This is a genomic window from Tenacibaculum tangerinum (genome assembly GCF_029853675.1).
GTDB lineage: Bacteria > Bacteroidota > Bacteroidia > Flavobacteriales > Flavobacteriaceae > Polaribacter > Polaribacter tangerinum_A.
This window is the reverse complement of record NZ_CP122539.1, coordinates 1,417,567-1,433,687: the sequence shown is the minus strand read 5'-3', so window position 1 is coordinate 1,433,687 and position 16,121 is coordinate 1,417,567. Positions and strand designations below refer to the sequence as shown.

At 34.7% G+C, this 16,121-nt stretch carries 15 protein-coding genes and 1 pseudogene; 9 read left to right on the top strand and 7 right to left on the bottom strand.

Annotated features, from left to right (window positions below):
• Positions 1-1,227, bottom strand: a complete 1,227-nt coding sequence (locus P8625_RS06105; protein ID WP_279652587.1) for an alpha/beta hydrolase — start codon at positions 1,225-1,227, stop codon at positions 1-3.
• A gap of 94 nt (positions 1,228-1,321) precedes the next feature.
• Here P8625_RS06105 and P8625_RS06100 point away from each other — a divergent pair, with 94 nt between their 5' ends.
• The 8 genes from P8625_RS06100 to P8625_RS06065 all read left to right on the top strand — a co-directional run bounded on the left by P8625_RS06100 (position 1,322) and on the right by P8625_RS06065 (position 8,010).
• Positions 1,322-2,161 carry a 1,4-dihydroxy-2-naphthoyl-CoA synthase gene (locus P8625_RS06100; protein ID WP_047790629.1) on the top strand — a complete coding sequence of 280 codons (840 nt, stop codon included), beginning with the start codon at positions 1,322-1,324 and terminating at the stop codon, positions 2,159-2,161.
• A 100-nt stretch (positions 2,162-2,261) separates the two neighbouring features.
• The gene (locus P8625_RS06095) at positions 2,262-2,870 is read left to right on the top strand and encodes a fumarylacetoacetate hydrolase family protein (protein WP_279652586.1); all 609 of its coding nucleotides are present in this window, start codon (positions 2,262-2,264) and stop codon (positions 2,868-2,870) included.
• Between the two features lie 150 nt (positions 2,871-3,020).
• Positions 3,021-4,265 carry a competence/damage-inducible protein A gene (locus P8625_RS06090; protein WP_279652585.1) on the top strand — a complete coding sequence of 415 codons (1,245 nt, stop codon included), beginning with the start codon at positions 3,021-3,023 and terminating at the stop codon, positions 4,263-4,265.
• Positions 4,266-4,430: 165 nt separating this feature from the next.
• Positions 4,431-4,670 carry a 50S ribosomal protein L28 gene (gene rpmB / locus P8625_RS06085; RefSeq protein WP_047790661.1) on the top strand — a complete coding sequence of 80 codons (240 nt, stop codon included), beginning with the start codon at positions 4,431-4,433 and terminating at the stop codon, positions 4,668-4,670.
• A 28-nt stretch (positions 4,671-4,698) separates the two neighbouring features.
• The gene (gene rpmG / locus P8625_RS06080) at positions 4,699-4,881 is read left to right on the top strand and encodes a 50S ribosomal protein L33 (protein ID WP_013070733.1); all 183 of its coding nucleotides are present in this window, start codon (positions 4,699-4,701) and stop codon (positions 4,879-4,881) included.
• Between the two features lie 28 nt (positions 4,882-4,909).
• Positions 4,910-5,062, top strand: a complete 153-nt coding sequence (locus P8625_RS06075; protein WP_279652584.1) for a DUF4295 domain-containing protein — start codon at positions 4,910-4,912, stop codon at positions 5,060-5,062.
• 255 nt (positions 5,063-5,317) lie between these two features.
• Positions 5,318-6,271, top strand: a complete 954-nt coding sequence (gene ftsY, locus P8625_RS06070) for a signal recognition particle-docking protein FtsY (protein WP_279652583.1) — start codon at positions 5,318-5,320, stop codon at positions 6,269-6,271.
• 89 nt (positions 6,272-6,360) lie between these two features.
• Positions 6,361-8,010, top strand: a complete 1,650-nt coding sequence (locus P8625_RS06065; protein WP_279652582.1) for an amidase family protein — start codon at positions 6,361-6,363, stop codon at positions 8,008-8,010.
• Positions 8,011-8,264: 254 nt separating this feature from the next.
• Here P8625_RS06065 and P8625_RS06060 read toward each other — a convergent pair whose 3' ends face one another.
• From P8625_RS06060 to P8625_RS16435, 4 genes and pseudogenes are all read right to left on the bottom strand, one after another.
• Positions 8,265-10,022 (bottom strand): FAD/NAD(P)-binding protein, encoded by a 1,758-nt coding sequence (locus P8625_RS06060; protein WP_279652581.1) that lies wholly within the window; start codon positions 10,020-10,022, stop codon positions 8,265-8,267.
• Positions 10,023-10,452: 430 nt separating this feature from the next.
• A complete protein-coding gene (locus P8625_RS06055; protein WP_279652580.1) occupies positions 10,453-11,163 on the bottom strand; it encodes a hypothetical protein in 711 nt (236 codons plus the stop codon).
• A gap of 611 nt (positions 11,164-11,774) precedes the next feature.
• The gene (locus P8625_RS06050; protein WP_279652579.1) at positions 11,775-13,067 is read right to left on the bottom strand and encodes a serine hydrolase domain-containing protein; all 1,293 of its coding nucleotides are present in this window, start codon (positions 13,065-13,067) and stop codon (positions 11,775-11,777) included.
• Between the two features lie 77 nt (positions 13,068-13,144).
• Positions 13,145-14,207 (bottom strand): annotated as a pseudogene (locus P8625_RS16435) (transposase); the annotation flags it as partial.
• A gap of 206 nt (positions 14,208-14,413) precedes the next feature.
• Between P8625_RS16435 and P8625_RS06035 the strand changes: the two are divergent.
• Entirely contained in the window at positions 14,414-14,668 is a 255-nt protein-coding gene (locus P8625_RS06035) for a transposase (RefSeq protein WP_279652576.1), read from the top strand.
• A 146-nt stretch (positions 14,669-14,814) separates the two neighbouring features.
• On the opposite strand, the gene P8625_RS06030 is transcribed toward P8625_RS06035, so the two are convergent.
• Together P8625_RS06030 and P8625_RS06025 are read right to left on the bottom strand one after the other, a co-directional pair.
• Complete coding sequence (locus P8625_RS06030; RefSeq protein ID WP_279652575.1) at positions 14,815-15,282, bottom strand: helix-turn-helix domain-containing protein; 468 nt, start codon at positions 15,280-15,282, stop codon at positions 14,815-14,817.
• Positions 15,283-15,583: 301 nt separating this feature from the next.
• Positions 15,584-16,039 carry a GNAT family N-acetyltransferase gene (locus P8625_RS06025; protein WP_279652574.1) on the bottom strand — a complete coding sequence of 152 codons (456 nt, stop codon included), beginning with the start codon at positions 16,037-16,039 and terminating at the stop codon, positions 15,584-15,586.
• Positions 16,040-16,121 lie beyond the last annotated feature (82 nt).

Genomic DNA, 16,121 nt, shown 5'->3' with positions numbered 1-16,121 from the left:
CTATTCTTTATCTTCTTCATCAATCTCTTCCTCATCGTTCATCTCATCCTTTTTTTGGCCTCCCATTAAATCGTTTACCCGTTTGATATTTTCATAAAAAGCATCTGCATTTGGGTTTGAGGGGTCCATTTTTCCATAAGCAGCTTTGTAGTAAAAATCAGCTTTTTCATAATCTTTACCCAACTCATAATACTTTCCAACATAAAAATCTCCCATGTGAGAATCAGGATATTTTATCATCACAAAATCACCTAAAACACGTAGGTAATCACCATCTTGCCTGTCAATTACTATATCTTCAATAGCAAAAATATCATCTATTCTAACATTTAAGTTCGAGCCGTATAAATACTGAATATCTAAATATTTTTTCTCCACATATTTAATAGCATCTAAGGGAGCTAAATCTTTAACGTGGGTATCAAACTCTTCTTTGGTAATTTTAGAGTATAAAGCAAACATTTTGGTGAAAGCTCTAGGAATCGTTTCTGCAATAATTGATAAGTAACTAGGGGCATTTTTAAACGCATCAACCGTAATATGTAAGTTTTCATTGTCGAATGAAGAAAGATAGTTTCCTATTTGTTTAAAACGATCTCCTTGTTTTGTTTCGATGTATTTTTCATTGTTACTTAAATAAATGAAGTAAGTATTATCGATCGAATTAAGTCTTTCTAAAGAGTACGATTCTATAATGTTTGGAGCAAACTGCGGAAACTCTGGGGTAATACAAATATAGGAGTTAAAAATAGGCTCCGCATCTTTTAAATAGTGTGTAACAAAATTAGCTCCTTCCCCTTCACCCACAATGGTCATAAAAGGAGAAGTTCTAAAATTCCCCTCCATAAAAGGAATCAACTCATGTTTAATAAAGTTAAAAAAATGAAGTCCAACACTTGTCAAGGAGTTGTTAGCAGGTATCACTGAAACATCTTTGGCATAGGTAGCTTTCATATCAATTCCTACCACAATTTGCCTTGGAGCCTTATCAACATTGGCATACAATTTTGCATTTCCTACATATAAATCGAAAAGATACTCGTCGCCTAAAACAATAGCAACAGGATAATTGGTCGTTAAATCTGATTCATAGTTTTTAGGAAGATAGATTTTAACACCTCTATCTCCTTTCAATTCTTTCGAGTTTACTTTTTGAGTAATAATTTTTTGAGAAAAAAGATTGGCGCTAATTAATAACAGACCAATAAATAAATATACTTGTTTCATATTAGGGGTAAATTAGATCATTCAAATATAGAAAAGAAAAATAAAGTTATTATGTTATTTTTGTACAAGTAAATAACGACAATAATTTAAAATTATGATACAACCAGACTGGAAAGTTGCCAAAGAGTACGAAGATATTACCTATAAAAAGTCACACAACGTTGCAAGAATAGCATTTAATAGACCTAATGTACGTAATGCGTTTCGACCCAAAACTACTTCAGAGTTATTAGACGCATTTCACGATGCACATGAAGACACCAATATAGGAGTTGTATTATTGTCTGCTGAAGGACCATCGACAAAAGATGGGGTTTGGAGTTTCTGTTCTGGTGGAGATCAAAATGCACGTGGACATCAAGGATATGTAGGAGACGATGGGTACCACCGATTGAATATTTTAGAAGTACAACGTTTAATCCGCTTTATGCCAAAAGCAGTCATCTGTGTAGTGCCAGGTTGGGCAGTAGGTGGCGGACACAGCTTACACGTAACTTGCGATTTAACCTTGGCAAGTAAAGAACATGCTATTTTTAAACAAACCGATGCCGATGTTACATCATTTGACGCAGGGTATGGATCGGCTTATTTAGCGAAAATGGTAGGGCAAAAAAAAGCACGTGAAATCTTTTTCTTAGGAAGAAATTACTCAGCACAAGAAGCCTATGAAATGGGAATGGTGAATGCCGTAATTCCTCACGACGAATTAGAACAAACTGCGTTTGATTGGGCACAAGAAATCTTGGCAAAATCACCCACTTCTATTAAAATGTTAAAGTTCGCTATGAATTTAACGGACGATGGAATGGTAGGGCAACAAGTATTTGCAGGAGAAGTAACCCGTTTGGCATATATGACCGATGAGGCGAAAGAAGGACGTGATGCGTTCTTAGAGAAACGCAAACCAAACTTTCCAAAAACGTGGATACCTTAAAGGCTCACCCTAACCCTCCCAAAGGAAGGGAATGAGTTTGAGAAAATTATAAAAATAAAAGAGTATAATTTTTCCCCCTTGGGGAAATTAAAAGGGGATTATGAAAATAATTTGTATCGGGCGTAATTACGCAAAACATATTGAAGAATTAGCGAATGAAAGACCAGAAAATCCGGTAGTTTTCTTAAAGCCAGACTCGGCGATTCTTCCTAAAAAAATGCCATTTTTTATTCCACCATTTTCAAATGATATCCATTACGAGGTAGAAATATTGGTTAAAATAAACAAAGTTGGAAAACATATTTCTCCAAAATTTGCCCACAAATATTATGACACTGTGGGGCTGGGAATCGATTTTACAGCACGCGATGTACAAGCACAATGTAAAGAAAAAGGATTGCCTTGGGAAAAAGCCAAAGCTTTTGATGGCAGTGCTATTGTGGGAGAGTTTTTTCCAAAGGAAGATTTTGACTTAGAAAATGTATCGTTTCAATTACAGAAGAACGATGAGGTAGTGCAAGACGGAAATACTTCAAGTATGCTATGGAAAATTGATGAATTGATTAGTTATGTATCGCAATATTTTACGTTGAAAAAAGGCGATATTATTTTTACCGGAACACCCGCAGGAGTTGGAAAAGTGGCAGAAAATGATGTGTTAACAGGAACTATTGAAGGAAGGCAAGCTTTTCAAATTAAAGTAAAGTAGTTTTGTTTAGATGTTTAGATGTTTAGATGTTTAGATGTTTAGATGTTTAGATGTTTAGATTGTAAGTTTTCAGTTAGGTAGCTTGATTAACTTTTCAACTTTCCAACTTTCCAACTTTCATACATTACCAACTTTCAAACCAACAAAGAAATGAATGCAGAAATTATTACGATAGGCGATGAAATTCTTATCGGACAAATTGTAGATACGAACTCCCAATGGATTGGTCAAGAACTCAATAAAATAGGTGTTTCAGTCTATCAAATATCATCCATACAAGACGAAAAGCAACATATTTTAAATGCGTTAAAAGAAGCAGAAAGTAGAGCAGATATCGTTATTGTTACAGGGGGGTTAGGGCCTACCAAAGACGATATTACAAAAAAAACAATTGCAGAGTATTTTAAAGACGATAAAATTGTTGAGTACCCAGAAGTAATTGAGAATATTAAATACATATTCAAAAAAGTCAATCACCCATTCAACGAAATTCAGAAATATCAAGCGCAACTACCTTCCAAAGCCACCTTGTTGATGAACCGTTTAGGAACCGCGCCAGGAATGTGGTTTTACGAAAATAATACGGTTTTTGTATCATTACCAGGCGTACCTTATGAAATGAAAGGCTTAATGAAGTACGAGGTATTGCCAAAACTTCAAGCTACTTTTAAACTGCCATTTATTTTGCATCGAACCATTATGACGGTGGGTACAGGCGAAACCATCATTGCAGAAAGAATTTCTGATTGGGAAGATAACTTGCCTGATTTCATAAAATTAGCCTATTTACCATCTTTCGGAAGAGTTCGCTTACGATTATCTGCTAAAGGAGATGATAAAGAACTATTGGCAAAAGAGATAGAAAAGCAAGTTTCTGAATTGTATACCTTGCTTCCAGAGATTATTGTTGGAGACGATAACGAAACATCCTTAGAAAAAGAAGTAGGTAAGCTGTTAAAACAACATAAAAAAACGGTTGCAACTGCCGAAAGTTTAACAGGAGGAAAAATAGCATCAACTTTTGTCTCTGTTCCAGGAGCATCAAGCTATTTTGCGGGCGGATTCGTAACCTATACAGCCGCTTTAAAACAACAACTGCTAGGAGTTTCCGAAGAAACAATTAAGCAGTTTACAGTGGTAAGTAAAGAAGTAGCATCGGCAATGGCAACCGGATGTTTAGAGCAATTGCAAACAGATTATGCGATAGCTGTAACAGGAAATGCAGGCCCCACTACCGACCATAACGATAAAAGTGTAGGCTTGGTGTATATTGCTATTGCTAGCAAAAAAGGAGTGGCAGTACACGAGTTCAATTTTGGCAAGCCAAGAGAGAAAGTAATAAACAGAACCGTAACCAAATCTTTAGAATTATTACGAGCTGCCATATTAAAATAAATTAGTATTTTTGCCGCCGTTACGCTTCCATATAGGTTAGATGCTGAACCTAAGTTATGAATGATTAAAATAATTTAAAATTTAATCGAGAATATTTTTGTGCAATAAATTAAAATGCATAAATTTGCACCTCGTTTAGAAATAACACTAAAAACTGTCAAGAAGATGTCTAGAGTTTGTGAATTAACAGGAAAAAAAGCGATGGTAGGTAATAACGTATCTCACGCTTTAAATAGAACTAAAAGAAGATTTAACGCTAATTTAATGACCAAGCGTTTCTATATTCCAGAAGAAGATAAATGGGTAACTTTAAAAGTATCTGCTTCTGCATTAAAAAATATTAATAAAAAAGGAATCTCTGCGGTTATTAAAGAAGCAAGAGAAAAAGGTTTCTTAACTAAATAATTCCTTACGTAGATAAAATTTTAGAGAGATGGCAAAAAAAGGAAACAGAGTTCAAGTAATTTTAGAGTGTACAGAGCACAAAGCTTCTGGGCAACCAGGAACTTCTCGTTATATTACAACAAAGAACAAAAAGAATACTCCTGATAGAATGGAATTAAAGAAATTTAATCCAATCTTAAAGAAAATGACAGTTCATAAAGAAATTAAATAATAAGCTACGGCGTAAACTTTAATATAAAATGGCAAAGAAATCAGTAGCATCGTTACAAACAGGTTCGAAAAGATTAACCAAAGCTATCAAAATGGTAAAGTCTCCTAAGTCTGGAGCTTACACTTTTGTTGAAGCTATTATGGATCCAGATAGCGTGAATGACTTTTTAGCAAAAAAGTAATTCTTGTATACAGTTTAAAGAAAAGCTACTTTCATTTGAGAGTAGCTTTTTTTATATTTGACAATCTCAAGTTTTTAGTACAACGTAAAGATTTGGGCGTTACCCTAGCGGGTCGGGCTTTCGGCAGTCGCTTCCCGAAGTATCGGGAGAGCTCCAACAAATGCCTCAATCCCTAACGCAAGAGTAATGACAATTTGACCGTATCCATACAAACGGTATGGTTTTTAACCTATGTAAGCGATATAAAATTTAAGCATGAGTTTTTTAAAGAACATCTTCTCTAAAGAGAAAAAGGAAACCTTAGATAAAGGATTAGAAAAAACCAAATCGAGTTTTTTCTCTAAATTATCAAAAGCAGTTGCAGGAAAGGCAAAGGTTGACGATGATGTGTTAGACAATTTAGAAGAAGTATTGGTGTCGTCTGATGTAGGAGTAGAAACAACGCTAAAAATTATCGATAGAATTGAAGAACGCGTAGCACGCGATAAGTATCTAGGCACCGAAGAACTCAATCAAATTTTACGCGAAGAAATTGCAGGTTTATTATCAGAAACCAATACAGGCGATGAAACCGATTTTACCATTCCAGTAACGACCAAACCTTATGTGTTAATGGTGGTAGGAGTAAACGGAGTGGGAAAAACCACTACAATAGGTAAACTAGCCTCACAATTTAAAAAGAAAGGCTTAAAAGTCGTGTTAGGAGCTGCAGATACATTTAGAGCAGCAGCCATAGATCAATTACAAGTTTGGGCAGATAGAACAGAAGTGCCGATTGTACGTCAAGAAATGGGGTCAGACCCAGCCTCTGTGGCATTTGATACCGTGAAGTCAGGAGTAAGTCAAGATGCCGATGTTATTATCATCGATACGGCAGGACGTTTACATAATAAGGTAAATTTAATGAATGAGTTGACCAAAATTAAACGTGTCATGCAAAAAGTAGTACCTGATGCACCACACGATGTATTGTTAGTATTAGACGGTTCAACAGGGCAAAACGCCTTTGAGCAAGCCAAACAATTTACCAAAGCAACCGAAGTTACCTCATTGGCAGTAACCAAATTAGACGGTACGGCAAAAGGAGGCGTGGTCATTGGTATATCTGACCAATTTCAAATTCCTGTAAAATATATAGGCGTAGGAGAAGGAATCGACGATTTACAAGTATTTAACAAACACGAGTTTGTAGATTCATTTTTTAAGTAATACAAGAAGTAAACATATATCGAAAACTCCCATTTTGGGAGTTTTTTGTTTTTAAATAAGTACATTTGAGTATTTAATAACTAAGCAAAATGAGAAAAATAATACTGGTATTCGTAACGACGCTATTCATTTTTTCCTGTAAACAAACTCCATCAGCAAAGAACTACTTCAAAAAATACGATGAGACTGCTGAAATAGAACAACAGCAAACGCATGAAAACAAGCGAATGCAATTCAAATTACTACAATCGAAATACTCAGATTTAAACGAGCAGTTTCAGCCTTTTGAAGAGGAACTATCGAAATTTTCAGAAAAAGAATACAACCAATTAAAGCCACTCATTTTAGAAAAAAATATTCCCGCCATTCAACAAAGTATTTCAACAAAAAAACTAACCTACGAAAAACTAACCTTATTCTATTTGTATAGAATACGAAAGTTTGAAAGTGATAGCACACACTATTTGAATGCAATTATAGCACTCAATCCAAATGTTTTAAAAGAAGCAAGAGCAAAAGATAAAGAAGTAAAAGAAGTAGGAGCGTTCTCTCTGAACGGAATTCCAATTTTGATAAAAGACAATATCGATGCAGCAGGAATGGTAACTACCGCAGGAGCTGTAGCCTTACAAAACAACTCGACCGATAAAGACACTTTTATCGTTACAAAATTAAAAGATGCAGGCGCACTAATCTTAGGAAAAGTAAATTTAAGTGAATGGGCGTATTTCTTTTGTGAAGGATGTCCGTTAGGGTATAGCGCAATAGGAGGGCAGACCTTAAATCCTTACGGAAGAAAAGTTTTTGAAACAGGAGGTTCCAGTTCAGGAAGCGGGGTTTCGATTGCTGCAAATTATGCTGCTGCTGCTGTGGGTACAGAAACCGCGGGCTCTATCACATCACCATCGAGTCAGAACTCATTAGTTGGTTTAAAGCCTACCATTGGAGTGTTAAGTCGTTCTGGAATCGTGCCGATTTCAAGTACTTTAGATACCCCAGGTCCGATGACCAAAAGTATTGTTGATACTGCAATTTTGTATGAAGCCATGTTGGGGAAGGACGAGAAAGATGCAGCCTCTTTAAAAATAGAAGGTTTTAACCCTAAAGCTTTGCTCGAAGAAAATTACAATATAAAAGAAAAAAGAATTGGTGCTTTAAAACCACTTTTAAAAGATACTATCTATAGAGCAAGTATAGAAAAACTTCGAGAAGCAGGTGCAGAAATCATAGAAATTACACCCCCAGAAATATCGTTTGATGGTTTTATTACATTGTTGAATATCGATATGAAATACGATTTACCTAAATATCTATCAACCTATGGAAATAAAAATCTTACGGTAAAAAAGGTGGAAGATGTTGTTAGTTTTAACGAAAAAGATAGTATCAAAAGAGCTCCTTACGGACAACAATTATTTGAAGGAATTGTAAAAGATACGACCAGTTTGGCGCAATTAGAGATTGTAAAAGATAGCTTAGCTTTTAATGGGAAGAAGTTTTTACAAGATTTGGAGGCTCAGAACTTAGATGTCATTCTGTCTATTAACAATTACCACTCTGGTATTGCAGCAGTAGCGAAATACCCAACACTAACTGTCCCTATGGGTTATAAAAAATCAGGAGAACCTGTTAGTTTAACTTTTATAGGGAAACCATTTACAGAAAAAGAATTATTACAACTAGGGTACGTATTTGAGCAGTTAACGAAAGCAAGAAAGTTACCTGCTGATTATCAATAAAACACATTATTATATATCTCGCGTAAACTTATTCTAACGTGAGTTCGGCATAAGTATCAAATTGAACTTGCTAAAAATCAATATAATGATATCCCGAACTCACGTTATTTTACGTTATTCTTTCTAAAATGCTCTGTTGAATTGACAAAAATCCATAGTGCGTCATGTTGATAGCACGAAGTAGGAGTAATTTTAGAAACACAAATAAATTTAATCTAGTCTTGAAAGTCACAAGCGAAAAGCTTTTTTATAGTTTAATTTGAATTTTGATTTAAAAAAACCTCATGATTTTTTGCTGCTTGTATTGCCCATTGTCGGGGTCGAGTACCAAAACATTCTAAAATAGCATCAACGCCAATAATGGTTCCTTTCGCCAATCGTCCGAGCAAGGCTATGGGGATTTTTCTGTTGATATCGTCTGAAACTAAATATCCATTTTCGTCCGTAACCACACCAAAGTCATCATGAACTGCTTGCATTAAGTTATCCGAAAGTAAATTTTGAATAAGTGTTGATCGCACCGCTCTAATTTTTGGTGAATCTAAAACTGAATCAATCATCAAATTAACAGTGATGGTTTTTTTATCATCAGTGAACTGCCATCCTTCGTCAATTAAATCGATCGTTGGATCACAGACAAAATCTAAATTTAGAACCCCACTATTTGAAAGTGCTATTAATTGTTGAATGCTTTCAACTGGTGGACCATACGAGTATCTTTTCGTCGATTCGTCCAGTTTTATGATTTCAGCAAAAACTTTGTTTGAACACTCATTGAAAGAAAGGGCTTTATAAATAGATGGTTGGCAATGTCGCCATACTTGACCTATGCAAAAATCTAAGCTAATTGATTTTTCTCCAATAGCCATTCCTACGTAATCTTGCATACTCTGTTCGGCAGACTGCTTGGTAGAAAGGAATAAGGGGTGCTCATAAGTCTGGTCTTTTAACCATAAATCGATAGCCTGTTCAATTTCCTTTTTACTGAAGGTATTTTGGGTGTTCGGCAGGTTGCTATAAATAGTAGAGGCTATAGGAGCAAACGCATCTATAAGAAATTGAGGACTTTTTGCTGCTTTTTGATTTTCCTTGTCTCCAATTTGCTCCTCAAAAGCAGTAAGCGATTTTTGAGAAGGCGTAAACCAATTGTCTATGTGTGCGTTCAACGGTTTTGGCACTGGAGGCAATCCGTCGAGTGAAAACGGAACAAGTAAATTTTTAAGAGGTCGTTCAGTTTCAAATTCACACGCTTTAGTCTTTTCATTTGTGGTAACAAACTCGCCAAACTTATTGGCAATGGCTCTTGTAACATCAATCATGGCTAAGCCAAATCCACGAATTCCAATAGTGCTGTTTTCTTCCAGACTTTTGTGCTGTAAAAAGCTACTTATGGGATAAGGAGATTTAAATAAGTAAATGTCTTTTTTGGCGGAAACAAACTTTTCCCAGTCTTGTATTTGTTTAGAAAGTTTTGTGGGCTGATGCCCGATGGTCAATAAAATTTCATCAAAATCTTTGTGTGTAGTTTTATGGGTATTTATGACTAATTTACCATCATCCAACCATTGGACTTCTTGCACACACTCTTGATGTAAGGAAGCTATACCTGATTGTACCAAAGGCGTAAGAAGTGATTGCAAGCGTTGAGATAAAAACTTTCCTATTTTGGAACGTGGCGGATAGGTGTCTGGACTTTCTTCAGAGATGATGGAATAATCTTTAGACGCCCATTCCTTGTATGACGGAAAAGACTCTATATTCAGCGAATCTGTTTCGATTGGCTCACGTTCATTCAAATTTAACACGCGTTCTGTAATGTTTATCCAATTCGATGCATTCTGGTGTACATCATAAACCTGTCCGTTGCCAAAATCACCTGTTTGCTCAAATAACGATATATGAATGTTGGTAAGATGGTTTTTTCTTGCTAAGGCTACCATGAACCTTTCACAAGCATATCCACCTCTGGGGCCCAAGCCTATAATTGCGATTTTCCTTTTTTGTGATGCCATGTTTTATTATCTCTAGTCCTGAAATATGGATACAGTTTAAAAATTGATTTTACGCTGTTTTTAAATATACCATATTCGGTGTTTTATAGTCTAAAGATACAGGTAATATTATTGGATTGTATAGCTTAATTACATTTTTGTTGCTTTTCATGATAATAGTTTGAATTTTACGTTAGTAAATTGGAGTTTATAACTGTACTATTTTTTGGGAAGCCTACATTTTTGGGGAAGCCTACATTTTTTGTGGATGTTCAAAAAAATGTACCCTATTACTTAACATCTTTTGTTGTAAGTTTTCTAAAAGAACAAAAATCAGGAATTAAAATTTTGGCTTCGTTCTAAATAAAGCTCTTACATAGCTTTAAAATGAATTCCATTTTTTTAAAATTAATGGGTTGTGCATCAGCTACCATTGTTGGCAGAAGTACTTTTATTTTTTTAATTCTTCGTAATCATAATTTAGTCCGTATTCCGAGAAATATTTACTTAATGACTTTAAAAGACTATTGAAGTTTTTATTAAATAAGTCAAAATTCGGTCTTTGGTCATCATAATAGTCTTTTGTAGTCTTATCTGTTTTATCAACTGCTTCCTTGTATTTAGAACTATTTATACTTTCCGCTTCTTTAATAATCGACATTTTAATTCTTCCAAAATGTTTCTTGAAAGTCGATTTAATTAAATGATTACTTGCGACAATATCATTGGCATTTTCAACTATTTCTTTGTTTTTAATATGAAACAATACAAGGTTATGATAGTCTGAATAGAGCTTTCTATGAGCCTTTTCCACTTCAATTTGGTAGTCAACCAAATTTTGAGCTAAATCTTTTCCTGCAAAGCCACCAAAACTCTGAGAATGTAAGTCTTTAATTTCTAAACATCTTTCGAAGAAACTATTAAGCACTTGAATAGATTTCTCATCAACTATTGAACTTTGGTTGGTAAGAATAGAGAGTTGAGCGTTTATATCGGAAAGTTCCTTTCTAAACTCCTGTTTAACGTCTTCAGAAACTTTAGTCATTAAAGGAAGGTCTTCGGTAGTCGCTTCATTCTCTATTTTCTTCTTATAGTATGCTTTAAGAAGGTCCAATAGGAAGTAAAAAGCAATCCCTCCAAAAAAGTAAATTATTTCATCCATCTCAGTTTTTGTATTTCTGCCAACGTTCCGGCTAAAAAGCGTTGCTTTCCCGCAGGGCAGCTATGATTTTTTAGCCGTTGTGCCTGTTGCACAACCCCAATATACGATTTATTTTTTTTGCAATATAAAAGGTTTTTTTTATGTTAAGTTGCTGTATGTTAATTATATAAATTGTATATTTAATCATACAAGTCAAAAAAACGTATCAAGAAAAACTGTTCACTTCCTTTCAGTTGAGTGCACATGTACCGCAAGAAAACTTTTATCGTAGATTAAATTGTGGAGCCTGTTTTTGGAACTCTTACACAGTATGTGGGCTTGCGCAAGGTCAATGTTAGGGGTGTCGATGGGGCGAACAAGTGCATGCTCATGGCTGGGGCTGCATACAACATTAAAAAACTATTAAAATTCTTGGGTAAGTCTACTAAAACTGAGGCCAAAGCGGTTGCTTTTGTGTTTTGGTTAAAAAAAGTACGATATCACTTAATAAATTTCGTTTTAAGCTCAGAAAAAAGCAAAATAAGGAGTTAAAAATTTTGGCTTAATTCTAAATACAACCCTTACATAGCTTTAAAATGAATTCCACTTTTTTTAAATTTAGGGGTTATGCATCAGCTACCGTTGTTATGTGCTGGCTTTTCTACGTTCAGTTTATCAAAATATTCATTCATTTTATCCCAAACTGCGTAATATTCTAATTCTCTAGCTCTTTCGTCATTTCCCATATCACAGTTAATTACAATGTATCTTCCAGTCTTTTTTTCTTTGTCAAAATACATCCAAGTAGCAACTCCAGCGTCACCACCTGAGTGACCAACAAAACCGAATGCGCTATATCCTATAAAAATTGCAGGATTATAGTCTCCATCATAAGGATGATCTGCGTTACGTTCACCTTCTGCAAAATTGTTATCACTAAGTTGTTCTGTAAAAAGTTCTTTATAACTTTCTTTTGAAAGTAATGTACCTTCTCCCGAATAACCCTTAATCAATTCAACTAGATACTTTGCCATATCACTACTTGATGAAATTAACATTCCATCGGGATACGTTATAGCGGTGTAGAAAGGTAAAAGAGAGTTATCGTTTCTGTATAACCTTGAATGCTTTTTTATATCCACATCTTCTAATGACCAACCAGATGAATTCATACTCAATGGTTTTAAGATGTGTTCTTCAGTAAATGAATCAAACGCTTGACCTGTTGCTTTTTCGATGACTAATGCACATAAAGTAGCCCCTATGTTTGAATAGTTATATCGCTCTCCTGGTTTGAAGTTTATGTAATTGTCATCTTGGTAATATGCTCCATTTATTTCCAAATATCCTTTTAAATATTTTTCCATTGGTATGTTTAGTTCATATGGATTTAATTTTTGAGCGGGATAATCTGAACTAACTTTTGTTAAGTCTTGGTCTTTTGTAAGAATCCAAGCTCTTTCCATATATTGCTCGTCAGTATCATTAATACCAGAAGTATGAGTAGCTAATTGTCTTATAGTAATTGTTTCATTAGGATAATTTGGGTTTATTACCTTAAAAGGCAAATAGTTCTGAATCGGGTCATCTAAATTTAATTTCCCCATTTCTTTAGCTTTCATTAAGGCTATACCAATTAACGTTTTAGAAACCGAAGCAATGTGCTGTATTGTGTTTTCTGTATACTTCTCTTTTGTCTCAATATTAGCTAATCCAAAGCCTTTTTCATAGAGTGCTCCGTTTTGGTCGACCATTGCAACTGCAAATCCATTTATTAGTCCATTTTTTTGAATAGAATCCAATTCAGCTGTTAAAGAATTCATTACAATTTGGTTTTCACTTATTGGATTGTCGGTGTTTTTTTTATTTTGATTACACGATGAAAAAGAAATTACTATGATTAGTATTAAAGCTAATTTTCTCATTTGTTTTTATGGTTTCTTCTAAAGATTAAAAAAATGGGTTATTGTTACAGTTTCTTTTTTTTCGCTTGCACATAACGTCAGTCTGTCTCAAAAGTAGCATAAATGATTGATTTTTTAGGTAAATGCGTCATTTTTTTAGTAAAAAGGTTTGGTTCTTGAATTGTTTCAAAATGTATCTTTTGAGTTTGTAAAGCTTTTATTTTAAGGTATATAGCCCCAAATAGGCTTACAATAACGGCAAAATGTGTTTTAACAAGACAATATACCTCTTTTGTAAGGGTACTGAATCCCATGATATTGATTATTCTTCTCAGGTTATAGGCTAAGGCTATAAGCCCAACATCGGCACTAGCGCTTTCCTTTCCTTTCCCTTCTTGGTCATGATATGGTCAAATCCCCATTGTCGCTTTATGGTTCCAAAGGGGTGCTCTACCAGAGCTTGCCTCTTTTTGTACAGTTCTCCACTAGTTTTAATTCGTTTGGCATTGTTTTCTATATAGGGAGCATATTCACTGCGTTGTATAATCTTACCATTGATTTTTGCTGTGGTGCATAGCGTTCTTACTGGGCAGCTTTTACAGGCTTTAGTTTTGTATTGTTTAATAGTTTCTTCCTTTATACCAACTGCCATTGCTTGTTAGGGTATGTTGCTCAGGGCAAGTGTAGATGTCTGATGATTTGTGGTATGTAAAGTTTTCAAGGTTATATTTTGAATCTGGTGCTTGGCTGCTTTTACCAATAGCGGGTATGGCTACTAGAGTGTGTATGCCTAATTTCTCTGCACAATAAAACTCGCTTCCGGTATGATATCCTTTGTCGTAGAGCGCTGTTATTAGGTGTGATGGTCTGAGGATGGTTTTAGCCCTTTGAAGCATGTTGCCCATGGCTTTTTTGTCGTTTTCGTTGGTTACTTTAAAATCCACAAGTAGTTTGTACTTATCATCAACAGTTGTTTGTGCGGTGTAACATATTTCGGTAATGGGCGCCCCTGATAATTTGATGTCTGCTATCGGGATCGCTGGTGGATATTTGAGGGTTTTCATAGGATTCGTCCTGCTTTAATTGCTTTTGGATAGCTTTATACTTTTGTTGGTGCTTTTTGTGTTTGTCGATATGCAGCTGTATTTCGGCTGCCCTATCACCTGTCTATTCCTGAAATATGGCTACAGGTTAAAAATTGAATTTACGCTGTTTTTAAATATACCATATTCGGTGTTTCATAGCCTAAAGATACAGGTAATCTTATTTGTTTGTATAGCTTAATTACACTTTTTGTTGCTTTTCAAAATCACCCTTTGAATTTCACGTTCGAAAATTGAAATTTATAACTGTCCTGTTTTTGGGGGATGTTCACTCTTTTAGGCAAACGTTCCAAGGGGATACTGCAGAGCCAGGTGGAGCCTGTTTTTGGAACTCTCACGCAGTATATGGGCTTGCGCAAAGTAAATGTTAGAGGTATTGATGGGGCGAATACGTACATGCTCATGGCGGGGGCTGCATACAACATTAAAAAACTATTAAAATTCTTGGGTAAACCTACTAAAACTGAGGCCAAAGCAGCTGCTTGTGTGTTTTGGTTAAAAATGTACCCTATTACTTAACATCTTTTGTTGTAAGCTTTCTAAAAGAAGAAAATAAGGAGTTAAATTTTGGCTTCGTTCTAAATACAACCCTTACATAGCTTTAAAATGAATTCTATTTTTTTGAAATTTGGGGGTTGTGTATCAGCTACCATTGTTGGCTGTAGTTATTTTTTATTACCAAATTTCTTTTTAATCATTTTGTTTTTCCATTCCTCCCCGAAAAAATCAAAACTAATGAAGGAATAAATTCCTAAGAAAGCAATCCAAGAAATGAGCATATATAAAAACACGTACCAACCTTCTGAATCTGAATCATTAATCGCAATAAAAAAGAAGAAAATCAAATTCAATACTGCTAAACCAAAAAGTTTATAAAACCCTTTTAATTTTTGAATATAGGCTTCCTCTTTTCTAACCTGTTCTAATTCTGTTTTTTTATTCGAATCTTCAATGTTGGTTTCAAAAACAGCTGCTAATGATTTTAAAGATTCTAGTCCTGCATTTTCACCATTTTCAATTCTTTGAATGGTTCGGACACTTAATCCGCTCATTTCAGCCAATTGTTCCTGAGACCAATGACGTTCTAATCTCATTTTTTTGATATCTCTTAGATTTCTTTTGTTTGAATTCATTTCTAATAATTTTTTGATTTCGGTGCAAAGGTAATGTTTGAAGATAGTTTGTTATTGTCAGCTACCTGACCCAAGCATGACATCAATACGACATGAACTAGACAATCAATTTAGGTGACTTTAAACGATTAGATTTTTACTAAAGATTGTTTTAATTACAGCCAACGTTTGGTATAAAGATAGTTGCGGTTTTATGAGCGAGGATTTTCCGCAGGAAAATCAGAGGTAACAAAAGTGCAACGCCCTTCAGTTAAGCACTAATTTAGCAATTATTTTTATACGGTGTTGGCAACTAGCTTTTTTATTTAAAGTGTATTTTCATTCCTTCGTGAGTTGCTTTAAATCCCAAACCTTCGTAAAATTTAATTGCCTTTGTTCTTTTTTTGTCAGTCGTTAATTGTAGTAAATGAGCATTCCGTTCTTTTGCTCTATTAATTGCCCATTCAAACATTGTTTTTCCAATTCCGAGGCCTCTTTTGTCTTTTCTGATCCTAACAGCTTCTATCTGTGCTCTTATTCCGCCTCGATAGGTGAGATATTGGATAAAGGACAACTGTAAAGTTCCAATAATTTCTGAGTTTACATTTTCGACAACAATTAGTTCTTGATTTTGGTCAGCGTTTATTTTTTCAAAAGCGTTAAGATATTCGTTCGGTAATGGTACCTGAAAATTTTCTCTGGTTTTCCCAAGTTCGTCATCCGCAATCATTTCCACAATTATTGCAACATCATTTCTTGTCGCTTTTCTAAATTTCATCTTTTTGTTCAGTTTTTCCAGATTGTTGCCAACGGTGAGTATATGAAGTGTAGCCTGCCGATAGGCGGTTATGATTTCATAT

What these genes read in the sequence shown, in the direction of transcription:
- P8625_RS06060 (WP_279652581.1), bottom strand. Translation starts at nt 10,022, where the DNA reads ATGGCATCACAAAAAAGGAAAATCGCAATTATAGGCTTGGGCCCCAGA.
- rpmB (WP_047790661.1), top strand. Translation starts at nt 4,431, where the DNA reads ATGTCTAGAGTTTGTGAATTAACAGGAAAAAAAGCGATGGTAGGTAAT.
- P8625_RS06050 (WP_279652579.1), bottom strand. Translation starts at nt 13,067, where the DNA reads ATGAGAAAATTAGCTTTAATACTAATCATAGTAATTTCTTTTTCATCG.
- P8625_RS06105 (WP_279652587.1), bottom strand. Translation starts at nt 1,227, where the DNA reads ATGAAACAAGTATATTTATTTATTGGTCTGTTATTAATTAGCGCCAAT.
- P8625_RS06055 (WP_279652580.1), bottom strand. Translation starts at nt 11,163, where the DNA reads ATGGATGAAATAATTTACTTTTTTGGAGGGATTGCTTTTTACTTCCTA.
- P8625_RS06025 (WP_279652574.1), bottom strand. Translation starts at nt 16,039, where the DNA reads ATGAAATTTAGAAAAGCGACAAGAAATGATGTTGCAATAATTGTGGAA.
- P8625_RS06095 (WP_279652586.1), top strand. Translation starts at nt 2,262, where the DNA reads ATGAAAATAATTTGTATCGGGCGTAATTACGCAAAACATATTGAAGAA.
- rpmG (WP_013070733.1), top strand. Translation starts at nt 4,699, where the DNA reads ATGGCAAAAAAAGGAAACAGAGTTCAAGTAATTTTAGAGTGTACAGAG.
- P8625_RS06100 (WP_047790629.1), top strand. Translation starts at nt 1,322, where the DNA reads ATGATACAACCAGACTGGAAAGTTGCCAAAGAGTACGAAGATATTACC.
- P8625_RS06035 (WP_279652576.1), top strand. Translation starts at nt 14,414, where the DNA reads ATGTTCACTCTTTTAGGCAAACGTTCCAAGGGGATACTGCAGAGCCAG.
- P8625_RS06075 (WP_279652584.1), top strand. Translation starts at nt 4,910, where the DNA reads ATGGCAAAGAAATCAGTAGCATCGTTACAAACAGGTTCGAAAAGATTA.
- ftsY (WP_279652583.1), top strand. Translation starts at nt 5,318, where the DNA reads ATGAGTTTTTTAAAGAACATCTTCTCTAAAGAGAAAAAGGAAACCTTA.
- P8625_RS06065 (WP_279652582.1), top strand. Translation starts at nt 6,361, where the DNA reads ATGAGAAAAATAATACTGGTATTCGTAACGACGCTATTCATTTTTTCC.
- P8625_RS06090 (WP_279652585.1), top strand. Translation starts at nt 3,021, where the DNA reads ATGAATGCAGAAATTATTACGATAGGCGATGAAATTCTTATCGGACAA.
- P8625_RS06030 (WP_279652575.1), bottom strand. Translation starts at nt 15,282, where the DNA reads ATGAATTCAAACAAAAGAAATCTAAGAGATATCAAAAAAATGAGATTA.